Source organism: Bacillus sp. OV322 (genome assembly GCF_900112495.1).
Classification (GTDB): domain Bacteria; phylum Bacillota; class Bacilli; order Bacillales; family DSM-1321; genus Peribacillus.
In genome coordinates, this window is the sequence record NZ_FOMA01000005.1 from 333,374 (window position 1) to 346,505 (window position 13,132).

Below are 13,132 nucleotides of genomic sequence, written 5' to 3' on the forward strand. Positions count from 1 at the left end.
AAGGAGTAAAGAGAAGTGGCCGAGCCGATTACTTACATTAAAAAAACGGTATTGACAAAAGAAGAACAAAGACAGCAAAAGCTTGAAGACTTGACAGCACTTCTTGCAGAAAATGATGATTCCTTGAATAAGATTATGGGGATTATTGGTGAATTGAATGATATAGGTGTCCTTCAGGCTGCACATTCAATGATTAGTGCTAAAGAAAAAATCGCACAAATCGGACTTGAACAAATCACCCGTGAACCTGTAACCAATTTGATTAATACACTTATGGGTGCTACAGGTGCCTTGATGAGTGCTGATTCTGAAGCCGCCACTAAGCTTGTAAAAGGCGCTGTTGCTGGCATGGATTCAGGCAGCGATTTTCTGAAAAGCAATCAGAAAATTAAAATCCGTGACCTTATGAAAGTGATGAATGATCCGGATATCAATAGAACTTTAGGATTTGGGATTCACTTTTTAAGAGGCATGGGAAAAGAATTAAAGAATTAAAGAAATGCAGTCAAAAGTATTTTGTAAACTAACCTAAGCATCCAATAATAAAGAACCCGTCTCTAAAAAGGTTTAGAGGCGGGCCATTTATGTAAACATATAGATTATAAATATTATTTTGAAAAATCGGCTTAATTTGCCTTTACATAGAAGTATAAACAGCTCCTTGCTGGAAATAATTTACGGTTTAATGATAGAAGTATCCCTTCTATCTTAGATAGGTTCCATAGTTTTCGTTTTCCATTATGGAAAATAAGATGCTGTGAGTTCCATAATAGATTGCAATTTTACGAGGAGGAAACAGGATGGGATTTAGAACACCAGTGCAGATTGCAGAATTTGCAGCAGAAACAGGAGCTAAGAAGGCTGCTCTGCCAATCAGCAGTATGCTTCTTTTAGGTTTTTTGGGAGGTGCCTTCATATCTTTGGGATTTTTACTGGATATTAGGGTCATAGCTGATATACCAAAGGATTGGGGAACCTTTGGGTCTTTCCTGGGTGCTGCTGTCTTTCCATTAGGACTTATTTTAATTGTCATTGCAGGAGGAGAATTGCTTACCGGAAATATGATGGCCGTGCCGATGGCAGTGCTGGCGAAGAAAATATCTGCCGGAAGCTTAATCAGAAACTGGTTCTGGGTTACGATTGCTAATTTTATTGGAGCAATTTTTGTAGCATATTTCTTTGGTCATGTTGTAGGTTTAACAGAGGCTGGTCCGTTCCTTCATAAAACAGTTGCTGTAGCACAAGCTAAATTAGATGCTACTTTTGTACAGGCTTTAGTCTCTGCTGTCGGCTGTAATTGGCTGGTTGGCCTTGCAGTGTGGATGGCTTACAGTGCAGAAAGCATTGGCGGGAAGATTCTTGCAATCTGGTTCCCTATCATGGGATTTGTTGCTATTGGGTTCCAGCACGTTGTTGCAAATATGTTTGTCATTCCAGCTGCTATTTTTGCAGGTTCGTTCACGTGGATGGATTACCTTTCTAACTTTGTACCAGTATTTATCGGTAATGCAATTGGCGGAGCTGTTTTAATCTCTGTAGTATATTGGGCAGCATATTTGCGCAAGCAGCCAGCATTATTATCCAATGAAAAAAAGTAATCATTTTATATAACAGCTAAGAGGAATGGTGCCAGTTATGGCGCTTTCCTCTTTTTTTTCTTTCGGATTAGGAACCGGTAAAGCTTGAAGTACCATTTTGCTTTTGTGCGGGCCGTCTTTTGTGTTTTCTTCTTCGTAAGATAGATATCTTCTTTATCTATGGCATATTCCTTCGCAAGAACCAGCCCCAGATTTGTCTCCCCCTCTTTATTGATAACAATTTTATAAGGTATATAATATCTCGATGCAAGAGTTATATATTTATTCAAATGAGAAACATCTACTTTGCCATTCAGAAGCAATTTTGAATCTTTATGTTCCTTCATCAGCCCGGACAATTCTTCATAAAGCTGAGTCTCCCTAATCTGGGCCTGTGTTAATACAACGATCACTCTCTCCCTGAAGGTTCCAAGAAACATCTTTTTTTCATCCGGTTTTATCTCCTTTTTCCCATGTATCCCCTGATGCAGAATTTCATCAACATTTAGCCTGGACACTCTCCTGCCTCCTCCCTTTATCTATACTTTATGGACTTTGTAAGATAAAGTGCAATAAAATGCATGAAAGCAGGATAATTAACACTCCCGCTGTAAAAAATAGCAAAGAATTTATTTTATTACTGGATGTGAAGGAATGGACTTCTTTAAGGCACAAGGAACTCTTGAAACAGCGGAGTGGATATTAAGAGCCGTCTATTCTTTTTTCTTTTTGATTCTTTCAGCGAAATGCATGGGACGCAGGGCCATTTCACAAATGGGGCTGCTGGATTTCATTATGGCTCTCATAATTGGCAACATTCTTGCCCATCCCCTCTCGGATCCGAGATTGGGTATAAAGGGTTCCAGCATTTCCATGTCTGTGCTGGTTTTTTTATATACAGCAATTTCTTTTTTAAGTTTAAAATGGAAAACCCTGAGATACCTTATTGACCCTCCACCCTTCCCTCTAATAAAAGATGGCCGGATTATTTACCGCAACTTATGGAGGGCAAGGATTTCTTTGGACTATTTGCTGGCAAGCCTGCGGGGTGAAAAAATAACAGACCCAAAAAAAGTGGCTTTAGCTTTATGGGAACAAAATGGCAGTGTTTCATGTTTTTTAAAACCGGAGCATGATCCAGTGACTCCAAAGCAGTTTAAATTGCAGGTTGCCCCCTTCTATATGCCGGTAACTGTTATCAAGGAAGGCAAAGTTATTGAAGAAGAGCTAAAGTTAATCGGCAAAGATATGAACTGGCTTTTACAGAAAGTTGATTCTGCTGAAATAAAGAACATTTTATTGGCGGTACATACACAAGATGATAAACTGGACATGTTTTACTATAAATAAAGGGGAAATCTCTGTTTAAAGAGATTTCCCCTTTTTCTCTTTAAGTCTCCAATAGTGCGCGCAGCAGGACAGATGCCATTCCACTTTTTGATCTGGTAAACGTCAGGGAATCAAGATAATACGCCAAATAAGAAAAGTGCAAAAAGTAACATGTACTTTTAATCCTTCAATAAAGGCAACGAGAGAAATGAAGCTGCAAAAGCCCGTTTCCTTTGAACAGCCATCCGATTTAAATATGCCCCCAGTTTTTATTTTAACTATTTTCTTACCGTCATCATAGACAGGCAGTGCCGCATAGAATTAATGGATGAAAATGGTTGAAAAGGATGGGGATTCATGAAAAAAACAGTTTTTTTATTATTGGCTGCATGCTTCATATTCTTTTTTGTTCAGCCTGCATATGGCCAGGGAAGCCAGCTGATTATCATTAATAAATCGAACAACCAGCTGGGTTATTATGAAAATAGCCGTCTCTCGAAGATCTTCAAAGTAGCTACAGGGAAAGTTTCATCATACACACCGGAAGGCAAGTTCAAAATTGTCAACAAGATTGTCAATCGTCCGTACTACACTGGACATATACCTGGAGGAGATCCCCGAAACCCATTAGGCAACAGATGGCTCGGATTGAACGCAAGGGGAACGTGGGGAACCACATACGCCATCCATGGCAATAATAATCCTGGTTCAATCGGAAAGTATGTGAGCGCCGGCTGCATAAGAATGTATAATAACGAAGTACAATGGCTCTTTTCCAAAGTAAAAATTAATACACCTGTCATCATTACAGCAACTGGAAAAACGTTTAATGAGATTGCACGGATAAACGGCTATAAAGTAAGTGATACTTCCGTACCTTCTCCTTCAAGCACTGTTTTAAAGAAAGGAAGCAAGGGGCCAGAGGTAATAATCCTTCAAAGCAGGTTATCCTCTCTGGGTTACAGCACGAAAGGCATCGATGGGATATATGGTGCAAACACTGTAAGTGCTGTGAAAAAATTTCAAATTGCAAATGGTTTGAAAGCAGATGGCATTGCCGGCCCCGCAACTAAAAAAGCTTTAAAGTTGTAACAGCTTAAATGAGGCCTCTTTTGAAGCCTCTTTTTTATTGGCTCTTTTATGATCTTGGACGATTCTTTTGTTAAGCCGGGATGATTGCAGGTATAGGTCCCAGGCCCAACGCCCGCCCCGCGGAAAGCAAGTATACTGGAGTGGAAATCAACCACCTAGTTCCCTCAACCACAAAGTTTACCAACACATCCTTTATACAAAATTTTTAATTTTCTAACAAATTAAAAATGTGGTATAATTGTTCTGAATTTAAAGTTTCCTGAACAGGTGAGATTCGCCCTTTCAATGTTTTGCTGGCGCATGCATCTGAGAACTGTGTTCCAGAAAAAATTGTACGGTTACTCTCCAATCAACAGGTCTGAAATGCAAGTAAACAGAATGAAAAAATCGATATCTATACATTACAGGGAGGATTTTGCAATGGATGAAACACTTTTATGGATTATTAAAGGTTTGCTTATAATAGGTTTTGTGGGCATGTTTGCTGTATTAGGCTTCATTAAAGGAGAAGAATAATAGCGAGTTAAAAGGGGTTCTTCCCGGAAACTCACTTTTACTTTTGCAGCGGCTGTTTTCGTAAAGAGTGTTATTTTTAAGAGTTTTGATGGATCAATAACTAAAGTTACATATATCAGCAGAGGAAGATAGCAATTTAGGAGGAAGTAATGTGTCGTTCGTATTCAGAAAAACAACTATGGAAGATATAGATATTTTACTTCCAATTCAAAAAGCCTCCTTTCAACAGGACTTGGAAAAATACGAGGACTTTGAAACTAATCCGGCTTGTGAAACATTTGAAAAGTTAGCTGAAAATATCAAAAAATATCATCACTATACCATTTTACACGGAGAAACCGTTATCGGTGCTATTGATGTAAGGGGTAATAATGAGCGTATGCACTTAGATAAAGTCTTTATTTCTCCTTTCAATCAAAATAATGGTGCAGGTACTGCGGCGATACAGTTTCTTGAAGAACAATTTCCGAATGTCAGATTATGGACTTTATATACTCCTTATTTAAGTTTTCGTAATCATTATTTTTACGAGAAATTCGGATACAAAAAGACCAAGGAGGTTCAGCTTACGCCTAAGTTAATTTTATTTAAATACGAGAAATCAGCATGTGTGCTGTTGCCAGAATAGAAACTTTATTAAAGAGACCATCTTCAGGTGGTTTTTTTTATTGGCTATGCTAAAGGATAAGGTTAATTTATTGGATTCTATTGCCGAGGAATTGAAACCGCACTAAATAAAGCCGGAAATACTTCGCATAAACAACAATGAACCAGATTATTGTTGTTAAAAGTCACTAATATGCTCGTAATCCAGGCTCTTTATTTTAGCGGATTTCTTATAGCAGCAGCTGTATCAATGCAGATTAAGAGATTGTGGGGCGATATATTTTCCATTGGAGAATAAGTATTCATCGTTTAATTCTCTTCCCCTTCCTTCCATTCATTAGTTAAGCTCAACCAAGCGAAAAAAGGATTCAGACGCTATCCCCCTTCATCCATGAGGTTATTTTTTTCTAAGAATCAAGAATGTATGTAAACCATTGGTACACAGTCACCCTTCTAAATCAAGTGAAGATTAATGGTATTATAATTTTTCCTATTATTATCGTTAAATATTAATGGTTGATAATACCCCCTATTTCATATCAAGGAGCTAAGCGAACTCTTTCAACAAGCAAAGTGCAGATTTTTAACAAACGAAAAAGCATGGGCTTTATATCCATGCTTTTTTTACCAATCATCAGTATAGTCCAGCAAACGGTCTATATCAATTAAATGTCCGCCAAGTTCGATATCTTCACATGCGATTTCTGCTGTTTCTTCCAGTAACTGATCAATATCAATGGTCGGCATATGCCTGGGCCTCCTTAAAAACGAAAATTTAACGGTAAAAATGCTGTTTGTGTTTTTTACCCTTATATGTATTCTAATAAACATTTCTGCTCAGGTCTGCAAATTGTGAGGGTTATCATTTTTACTTAATAATTGTCATTTTACTGTTACTAAACTGAAATACTACTGAATGTTGCAGTCTTTTAGATAATTGGATGAGATGGAAAAAAGCCTGAATACACCATATTCAGGCTGCAAATAATATGAAGGGCTTAATAGGCTAAGCAAGGCGTTTCTTTTCTCTGCTAATGTACAGAAGACAATTAATTCTGATTCCGGTTGCAGGGCTGCCATTATGATTCACCGGTATGTTACTCTTTATCGGCGGAAAAGACTTTTTTTGTATTTTCGTTAATTTGAATCAGAACCCGCTGAAGCAAGTTAAGATTTTCCTCAGAAATCCCATTGAGCAGCTGCTTTCCATATAAGCCCTCTATAAAAGGATACAAATGTTCTTTCAGATTTTTTCCTGATTCAGTAATGTGAATGAGAAAGGAACGTCTGTCTTCTTTATTTGGCCTTCTCTCTATAAGGAGTTTTCTTTCCAGGATATCCAGGATTCTGGTTAATGTCGCCTGGTCTTTATCAGTTTTTTGCGATAATTCCTTTTGAGTTACTCCATCATTGCTTCCGAGGCTTTTCAATACTGACCATTGTTCAGGAGTAACTTCGTATTCTTTTAATTGTAATGCCAGGAATCGCAGCAGATTACGGCTAGTTTGTGAGATCAGCATTCCAACTGGCTCTTTTTCCTTAAGAATTTTCTTCATAAATCTCTTATCCTTCCGGAATTTTAATTTTTATATACCTTCATTCTAACATAAATATAAAAATATATGAGTGGCAGCTGTGAAACGGCCATGATAAATAAACCATCAGCATAGCTTTTGATGCTGGCTAAGGGATGGGAAATACACATTTGTAAATAATTGTAATAGTTTTTGGCTTTTCCTTCAATAATTATTTTTCAAAATAATTAGAAAGGTTATCTTGGTTTATTGCCAATAAAAATCATGGGCAGATTGGTTTATTCTTTTTTAAAAACGGTAATAAACATTTTAAACAGTTATATTGCAATATAGTATATTTTTGGCTCTGTTAATCTTGTCTGCTGATTACCTTTTAAGGTACTACATCAAAATAGGGAATAAAATCATCATGGATTGATAACAGAGCTTCATCCTAACTAATTGAGGTGTCAACATGGAACAAGCGCATCCGGCAAAAAAATCAGCCCGTGCAAGATCTGACAAAAAAGCAATTACAGCAGTTTCCACACTTAATAAACCAAAAGATGGGCTGAAAAGGAAACTGCAGGCAAGACATATTACCATGATTTCTCTGGGAGGAACAATAGGCACAGGCTTGTTTCTCGCCAGCGGGAATGCAATTCATACAGCCGGCCCGGGCGGTGCTTTAATAGCATATGGTCTTGTTGGCATCATGGTCTTTTTCCTTATGACCAGCCTTGCTGAAATGGCTGCTTATATGCCAATTGCAGGTTCCTTCAGCGTATATTCGTCTAAGTTTGTGGATGAGTCCCTTGGTTTTGCGATGGGCTGGAATTATTGGTATAGCTGGGCAGTGACTATCGCAGCAGAATTATCGGCTGTCGGATTGGTCATGAAATACTGGTTTCCTGATATTCCTACTATATTATGGAGTGCCATTTGTTTAGCTATTTTATTTTTTATTAATATCCTTTCTGTTAAAAGCTTTGGAGAATCAGAATACTGGTTTGCTCTTATAAAAGTAATCACAGTCATCATTTTTATTATAACTGGGATCTTAATGATTGCGGGAATCATGGGCGGAGACAGTATTGGAGTTAAAAATTTCACTGTCGCTGATGCCCCGATACATGGAGGTTTCTTCTCAGTACTTGGAATTTTCATGGCTGCTGGTTTTTCTTTTCAGGGAACTGAATTATTAGGAGTAACTGCTGGAGAGAGCAAAAATCCGGAAAAACATGTACCAAAAGCAGTAAAACAAGTGTTTTGGAGAATCCTGTTATTTTATATTTTAACCATTACTGTAATAGGCTTAATTATCCCTTATACAACGCCTGAACTGGCTGCATCCGATGATGTTACTGTGAGTCCATTTACATTGGTTTTTGAAAAAGTGGGTTTTGCTTTTGCAACCTCTGTAATGAATTCGATCATTCTTACTGCCATCCTTTCTGCTGGTAATTCTGGAATGTATGCAGCGGCTAGGATGCTTTGGAATATGGCTAAAGAAGGACATGCTCCAAAAGCTCTTGGAAAGGTAAATTCAAAAGGAATTCCTGTAAATGCCCTAATATTGACATCTCTAGTAGGCTGCCTGGCATTTTTATCCTCACTCTTCGGTGATGGTGAGGTATATACCTGGCTCCTGAATGCAGCTGGCTTATCAGGGTTCATAGCTTGGCTGGGCATAGCCCTTAGCCACTATAGATTCAGACGGGCCTTTGTCATTCAAAAGAAGAATATAGATGAGCTCCCGTACAAAGCAAAATGGTTTCCTTTTGGCCCCATTTTTGCTTTCTCCCTCTGCGCTATTATCATAGTTGGCCAAAATTATTCTGCCTTCATAGGCGGAGCCATTGACTGGCGTGGAATATTGGTTTCATATGTAAGTTTACCGATTTTTATTGTTTTGTGGCTAGGCTATAAATTCATAAGAAAAACTAAAGTTGTAAAATTATCTGATTGTATTTTGGAAAAAGGAAAATAATAATAGTGCCCTTCTTCAAATTTTAAATTAAACGAAGAAGGGTCTTTGTTTTTTAAATCTTACTAAGCTGTGGTTTCAAAAGATTTTATTTTTTCATCTATGCTTTACTTGCAGGTGATTTTATAGCACTCTTAAATGAACAAGTATATGGAAGGAATGATTTAATGAAGGAATTGTTTGTTTTATTGAAACAAGGAAACAAATCAGCATTTTTGGCAGCCATTGTGAATGCCATCATTGCCATAATTAAAGGAGTTGCTTATGCATTAACAGGTAATGTTGCCATGTTTGCAGAAACATTGCATAGTTTAGGTGACGCTGCAAATCAGCTTTTTGTATTTATAGGCTCAGCCCTAAGCAAAAAGGCCCCTACTCCCCGATTTCCCAATGGATTTGGCCGTTTGGTAAATTTAGTTTTACTCGGTGCCGTTTTAATTGTAGGAATTATGTCGTTTGAAACCGTCAAGGAAGGCTTTCATCATATTATTCACCCTACTAAATCCACCGGTCTCTTGATTAACCTATCTGTTTTGCTATTAAGTGTCATTCTGGAAAGCTTTGTATTATTCAAAGCAGCCAGGGAAATCGCACATGAGACAGGCATTAAGGAAAAAGGCTTTAAGTTATTAATTAAAAGCATTGGTTCGTTAAAAAGAGCGAAACCCGCTACAAAACTAGTTTTCATGGAAGATACAGTTGCTACACTAGGCGGCCTTTTAGCAATTGCTTCCATTCTGTTATCCCATTTTACCCCCTTTCACCAGGCAGAAGGTATTGCTTCCGTAATAATCGGGCTCATGATGTTCATTGTTGTAGGCAGAGTATTTTTGGATAATGCAGCCGGTGTCCTTGGAGAATCTGACGAAGAAATGAAGCAAAAGATAGGTGACATGATAATAAATGATCCAGATGTAAAGGATATTCAGGATATTTCAGTAATAAAAGAAGGAGAAACCCTTCATGTTGAAGTGGAAATCGAGGTAGACCCACTGATTACAGTTGCTAAAGCAGATGATATTAAGGACCGGCTTGAAGAAGCCATCCGCCAAGAAAAAGGCGTTGCAGATGTGATTGTAGAATTTGATGAAGATGATGGTATAAAGCAATGGACTGAAAAAAACGGAAGCAAAGAAAATAGCTAGAGAAAAAGGCAGTGGGATGCATGTGCATTCCATTGCCTTTTTCTCTAGAGGGATCCCCTATTTCAATTTAAATGAGCGGACAATAAAAAAAGTCAATGTTAAGAAAACAACTAAAACAGCAAAGAGAACACTTCCTGAACTCAATCTCTCTAATTTCCCTAATGGAAATTGGATGAATTCCCAGGATTCATAAGAAAAAAACAAGACAATCTCAGCTTTAAGACAATTTAGCATGCACCTCGCATTTTTATATTGTTTTTCAGTGTTACCTTCTGTAAGAAAGGAATAATGATATTTGTGAGGAAAACTTTCTAGTAGTGAAAAGCCGGACCATATTACAATATTCAGTGCTATAAAAATCCAGATTACATTTTTTGATCCATGATTATCCGGTTCGCCGTATGCATTAAAATGAATAGGAATGGTGTGCGGAATCTCATTCCACATTATCAAAATATAAACAGCTAAAGCCATTATTGATAGAACAGAGACTATATTAAGTATTATTTCTAAACTGCTTTTCTTAAGTTTCAGTTTTGGATGGACCATAACAGTTTTCATGAAAAACCCACCTTTACAAAGTTTCTCCTGTATTTATACATTATGAGTCTGATTAAATAATCAGACTTGAACTATGCTGCAACATGACAAAAAATTCCAGAAGTTAAATCCTCAAATTAAAAACCATATCTCTACTTCATTCGGCAAACATTAGATAAGTTCCTCTTTTGAGATAACACATCGGTTTTTGTAAAAGTTCTACAGCAGATGGATTGCGTTATACGACAGCAGTTAAAAGTCTTCTTTGTTTCTTTATATAGATAACGCAGTGCCTCCCCCTGCTGCCTGCAGCAAAAAATCTATTAAATCCTATGTATGTAATACATTTTGTTATTAATATATTTCATTTATTTGTTTTTAAGAGCAGGATTATTTTTAAACTAAGTGTTTTGTAAGCCTTGATTGCAAAACTCCCGGGGAAAACGGGAAGCTAGAAGAGAATAATGGTTTAATTTAAACTTGCTATACAAAAAGATCGAAATAATCGATCCTTTTGTATAGCAAGTAAAATGTTCTTTTGCACATGAATTAAGCATCTGCAGAAAACAGCTGCTCCACATAATCTCCAGATCCATCGGTGACAGCCTCTTCCCCGCCATTCCGATTGAAGGTTTTTATATTTTCTGTATGACATCGGTTTTCATTGTTTTTGTCTTCTTTTTCCATTGGGATCTCCCTCCTTTAATAATTTATTCAGTAGCAAGCCTGTTCGGTGCAGAATTTACAAAAGGAAGTATGAATTTTATTAGAGTTTATAAACAATTCATCAATATAACTTTGAAGGGAGTTCAAGAATAATTTTTACGGGTGTCAACAGAGCCAGCATTTAAATAGCAAAAAAAAGAACTGCCTTTTGGCAGTTCTGGTCTTTTGTGTAAAATTAATGATTCATTCGGTCTTATCATCAATATTATTCCCGGCGGGCTTGTTGCCAGTCTGATTTTTAACGTTTTTGCTTGTATACGGCTTAGCGCTTTTAGCTTTATTGGCCTTTGATTTCCAGCGGGTCCACCCTTTTTTTCCAGTACCTCTGCCCGTTCCGCCTTTACTTTTTGCTTTACTCATATAATCACTCCATTATTATTGTACACCTGACTTCTTAGATGTTTGTACACCCAAGTATCTTTAATATCTTTTTGGCGCAGTAATATATACCATATCATACTTATTTAATATTAGCTCTGTAAACTTGTCTGTGAAACTCACCGGCACAAGAATACACAGGACTTTACTGAGTTCCATCTTTTCTTACGGCTATTGATGTTCGGAAATACGCTTTTCCCCCTGTTTTTGGGCGGATTGACCAATCTGCAAATACAGAAACCTGCACTGTTTTATAATCACTCTTAAAAAAATAGATAAAGGACATTTTTTTATTATTCATCACTAGAAGAAACGTAAAAGCCTTGCCTGTTGCCGGCAAGGCTTTTGCTTTTACATATAAATATTAATTTTCATCGTATCTTAGGCATTCCTTCTCCCTCTTACACCCGTTTGGCTTCTAATCTATAAGCAACCCGGGATAGGGCGAAATTCACAATAAAATACATGAAGGCAATCAGTATAAATATGGGGCCAAGATATGACATCTTTTGGCTATAAATGATCTGCCCATTATGCAGGAGCTCTGGCAGGGAGATACTGACTGCAAGTGAAGTATCTTTTAAAAGAGAAATAAACTGGCTAACAATGGGCGGTATCATTCTTTTTAATGCCTGAGGCAATATGATGTGCCATAATGCCTGGACATAATTCAGGCCGGAAGAACGAGCTGCTTCTATTTGTCCTTTATCAATGGAATTTAATCCGCTGCGGATGATTTCTGAAAGCATGGCTGATTCAAAAATAGTGAGAGCGACAATTGCAGCCGGCAGGATCTCAAGTTTAATATTCACTTCAGGAAGAGCAAAGTATGTGAAAAAAATGATAAGAAGCAGCGGCAGGTTCCGGATGATTTCTACCAGTACGCCAAGAAGGTGGGAGAAAAATGGAATTTTTGCGTATCTTCCTATCCCAATAAGTGCTCCAAAAATAAAGCTTAATGCTATAGAAATGAAAGCTGCTTCAAGGGTAACTCCAAAACCCTGCAGCAAAAATTTTAAATGATCCGGTGTATAAGCTCCTAGAAAGTCCAATAGGCTCCTCCCTTCAATTGCTTCTAGCCAGGCGTTTTTCCAAATACCCCACACCAAGGCTCAAAGGAATAGTTAGGATTAAATAGAACATGGCGACAAAGATATACACATCAAACACTACGAAGGTGCGGGAGGAAATCAAATCACCCTGATACATTAGATCAGCTCCTGCAACCAAGGAAATGATGGAAGTGTTCTTGACAAGATTAATAAACTGGTTTCCTAGTGGCGGAATTACAATCTTGAAGGCTTGAGGCAAAATGATGATCCTCATTGCCTGGCCATAAGAAAGGCCAGATGAGCGGGCAGCTTCCATTTGGCCCTGAGGAACTGACATGATGCCTGCCCTGATGGCTTCTGCCACAAAGGATGCTGTGTAAATGGTCAATCCTAAAATTCCTGCATATAGTCCGCTGAGCTTAAAAACAAGAAAGATAAAAATAGTAATGACAAGCAGCGGAATGTTCCGAATAAATTCAACGTAGATAGTTCCAAGCCAATTTAATGGCTTGAATGGAGCAATCCTCATGACCGCGAGGACGGTACCTAAAAGGAGGCTGGCCGCAAGCGCGATTAGACTTGCATAGACAGTGTTTTTAAATCCTTCCAGAAACATATCAAGATTATTTGTCAACAAGCTGAAATTCAAGTAAATCCTCTCCTCTTGCAC

General features: G+C 37.7%; 15 protein-coding genes. 7 read left to right on the forward strand and 8 right to left on the reverse strand.

Annotated features, from left to right (window positions below):
- The first annotated feature begins 15 nt into the window (after positions 1-15).
- On the forward strand, positions 16-495 hold the full coding sequence (locus BM126_RS14405; protein ID WP_090990138.1) for a helical membrane plugin domain-containing protein: 480 nt from the start codon (positions 16-18) through the stop codon (positions 493-495).
- Positions 496-800: 305 nt separating this feature from the next.
- Entirely contained in the window at positions 801-1,598 is a 798-nt protein-coding gene (locus tag BM126_RS14410) for a formate/nitrite transporter family protein (RefSeq protein WP_090990139.1), read from the forward strand.
- A gap of 35 nt (positions 1,599-1,633) precedes the next feature.
- Here BM126_RS14410 and BM126_RS14415 read toward each other — a convergent pair whose 3' ends face one another.
- The gene (locus tag BM126_RS14415) at positions 1,634-2,095 is read right to left on the reverse strand and encodes a YueI family protein (RefSeq protein WP_177201438.1); all 462 of its coding nucleotides are present in this window, start codon (positions 2,093-2,095) and stop codon (positions 1,634-1,636) included.
- A gap of 136 nt (positions 2,096-2,231) precedes the next feature.
- Here BM126_RS14415 and BM126_RS14420 point away from each other — a divergent pair, with 136 nt between their 5' ends.
- The 3 genes from BM126_RS14420 to BM126_RS14430 all read left to right on the forward strand — a co-directional run bounded on the left by BM126_RS14420 (position 2,232) and on the right by BM126_RS14430 (position 5,142).
- Positions 2,232-2,927, forward strand: coding sequence for a DUF421 domain-containing protein (locus BM126_RS14420; protein WP_090990141.1), 696 nt, complete (start codon positions 2,232-2,234; stop codon positions 2,925-2,927).
- A 336-nt stretch (positions 2,928-3,263) separates the two neighbouring features.
- Positions 3,264-3,998 (forward strand): L,D-transpeptidase family protein, encoded by a 735-nt coding sequence (locus BM126_RS14425; RefSeq protein ID WP_090990142.1) that lies wholly within the window; start codon positions 3,264-3,266, stop codon positions 3,996-3,998.
- Positions 3,999-4,692: 694 nt separating this feature from the next.
- Positions 4,693-5,142: a GNAT family N-acetyltransferase gene (locus tag BM126_RS14430; RefSeq protein ID WP_141770075.1), complete on the forward strand. Its 450-nt coding sequence runs from the start codon at positions 4,693-4,695 to the stop codon at positions 5,140-5,142.
- Between the two features lie 602 nt (positions 5,143-5,744).
- Here the strand turns inward: BM126_RS14430 and BM126_RS22910 are convergent.
- On the reverse strand, positions 5,745-5,867 hold the full coding sequence (locus tag BM126_RS22910; RefSeq protein WP_256213114.1) for a hypothetical protein: 123 nt from the start codon (positions 5,865-5,867) through the stop codon (positions 5,745-5,747).
- 350 nt (positions 5,868-6,217) lie between these two features.
- Entirely contained in the window at positions 6,218-6,676 is a 459-nt protein-coding gene (locus tag BM126_RS14435) for a MarR family winged helix-turn-helix transcriptional regulator (RefSeq protein ID WP_177201439.1), read from the reverse strand.
- A gap of 433 nt (positions 6,677-7,109) precedes the next feature.
- On the opposite strand from BM126_RS14435, the gene BM126_RS14440 reads away from it, so the two are divergent.
- On the forward strand, positions 7,110-8,624 hold the full coding sequence (locus BM126_RS14440; protein WP_090990144.1) for an amino acid permease: 1,515 nt from the start codon (positions 7,110-7,112) through the stop codon (positions 8,622-8,624).
- Between the two features lie 164 nt (positions 8,625-8,788).
- Positions 8,789-9,766 (forward strand): cation diffusion facilitator family transporter, encoded by a 978-nt coding sequence (locus BM126_RS14445; protein ID WP_090990145.1) that lies wholly within the window; start codon positions 8,789-8,791, stop codon positions 9,764-9,766.
- Positions 9,767-9,823: 57 nt separating this feature from the next.
- Here BM126_RS14445 and BM126_RS14450 read toward each other — a convergent pair whose 3' ends face one another.
- From BM126_RS14450 to BM126_RS14470, 5 genes are all read right to left on the reverse strand, one after another.
- A complete protein-coding gene (locus tag BM126_RS14450; protein WP_090990146.1) occupies positions 9,824-10,327 on the reverse strand; it encodes a DUF1648 domain-containing protein in 504 nt (167 codons plus the stop codon).
- Positions 10,328-10,855: 528 nt separating this feature from the next.
- Complete coding sequence (locus BM126_RS22460; protein ID WP_177201440.1) at positions 10,856-10,993, reverse strand: hypothetical protein; 138 nt, start codon at positions 10,991-10,993, stop codon at positions 10,856-10,858.
- Positions 10,994-11,215: 222 nt separating this feature from the next.
- The gene (locus BM126_RS14455; RefSeq protein ID WP_090990147.1) at positions 11,216-11,392 is read right to left on the reverse strand and encodes a DUF3934 family protein; all 177 of its coding nucleotides are present in this window, start codon (positions 11,390-11,392) and stop codon (positions 11,216-11,218) included.
- A 419-nt stretch (positions 11,393-11,811) separates the two neighbouring features.
- Positions 11,812-12,462, reverse strand: coding sequence for an amino acid ABC transporter permease (locus BM126_RS14465; protein ID WP_090990149.1), 651 nt, complete (start codon positions 12,460-12,462; stop codon positions 11,812-11,814).
- Between the two features lie 13 nt (positions 12,463-12,475).
- Entirely contained in the window at positions 12,476-13,078 is a 603-nt protein-coding gene (locus BM126_RS14470) for an amino acid ABC transporter permease (protein WP_071352568.1), read from the reverse strand.
- Positions 13,079-13,132 lie beyond the last annotated feature (54 nt).

Excerpts from the sequence above, each read along its gene's own strand:
- BM126_RS14410 (WP_090990139.1), top strand. The coding sequence starts at position 801 with ATGGGATTTAGAACACCAGTGCAGATTGCAGAATTTGCAGCAGAAACA.
- BM126_RS14420 (WP_090990141.1), top strand. The coding sequence starts at position 2,232 with ATGGACTTCTTTAAGGCACAAGGAACTCTTGAAACAGCGGAGTGGATA.
- BM126_RS14425 (WP_090990142.1), top strand. The coding sequence starts at position 3,264 with ATGAAAAAAACAGTTTTTTTATTATTGGCTGCATGCTTCATATTCTTT.
- BM126_RS14430 (WP_141770075.1), top strand. The coding sequence starts at position 4,693 with ATGGAAGATATAGATATTTTACTTCCAATTCAAAAAGCCTCCTTTCAA.
- BM126_RS22910 (WP_256213114.1), bottom strand. The coding sequence starts at position 5,867 with ATGCCGACCATTGATATTGATCAGTTACTGGAAGAAACAGCAGAAATC.
- BM126_RS14435 (WP_177201439.1), bottom strand. The coding sequence starts at position 6,676 with ATGAAGAAAATTCTTAAGGAAAAAGAGCCAGTTGGAATGCTGATCTCA.
- BM126_RS14440 (WP_090990144.1), top strand. The coding sequence starts at position 7,110 with ATGGAACAAGCGCATCCGGCAAAAAAATCAGCCCGTGCAAGATCTGAC.
- BM126_RS14445 (WP_090990145.1), top strand. The coding sequence starts at position 8,789 with ATGAAGGAATTGTTTGTTTTATTGAAACAAGGAAACAAATCAGCATTT.
- BM126_RS14450 (WP_090990146.1), bottom strand. The coding sequence starts at position 10,327 with ATGAAAACTGTTATGGTCCATCCAAAACTGAAACTTAAGAAAAGCAGT.
- BM126_RS22460 (WP_177201440.1), bottom strand. The coding sequence starts at position 10,993 with ATGGAAAAAGAAGACAAAAACAATGAAAACCGATGTCATACAGAAAAT.
- BM126_RS14455 (WP_090990147.1), bottom strand. The coding sequence starts at position 11,392 with ATGAGTAAAGCAAAAAGTAAAGGCGGAACGGGCAGAGGTACTGGAAAA.
- BM126_RS14470 (WP_071352568.1), bottom strand. The coding sequence starts at position 13,078 with ATGTTTCTGGAAGGATTTAAAAACACTGTCTATGCAAGTCTAATCGCG.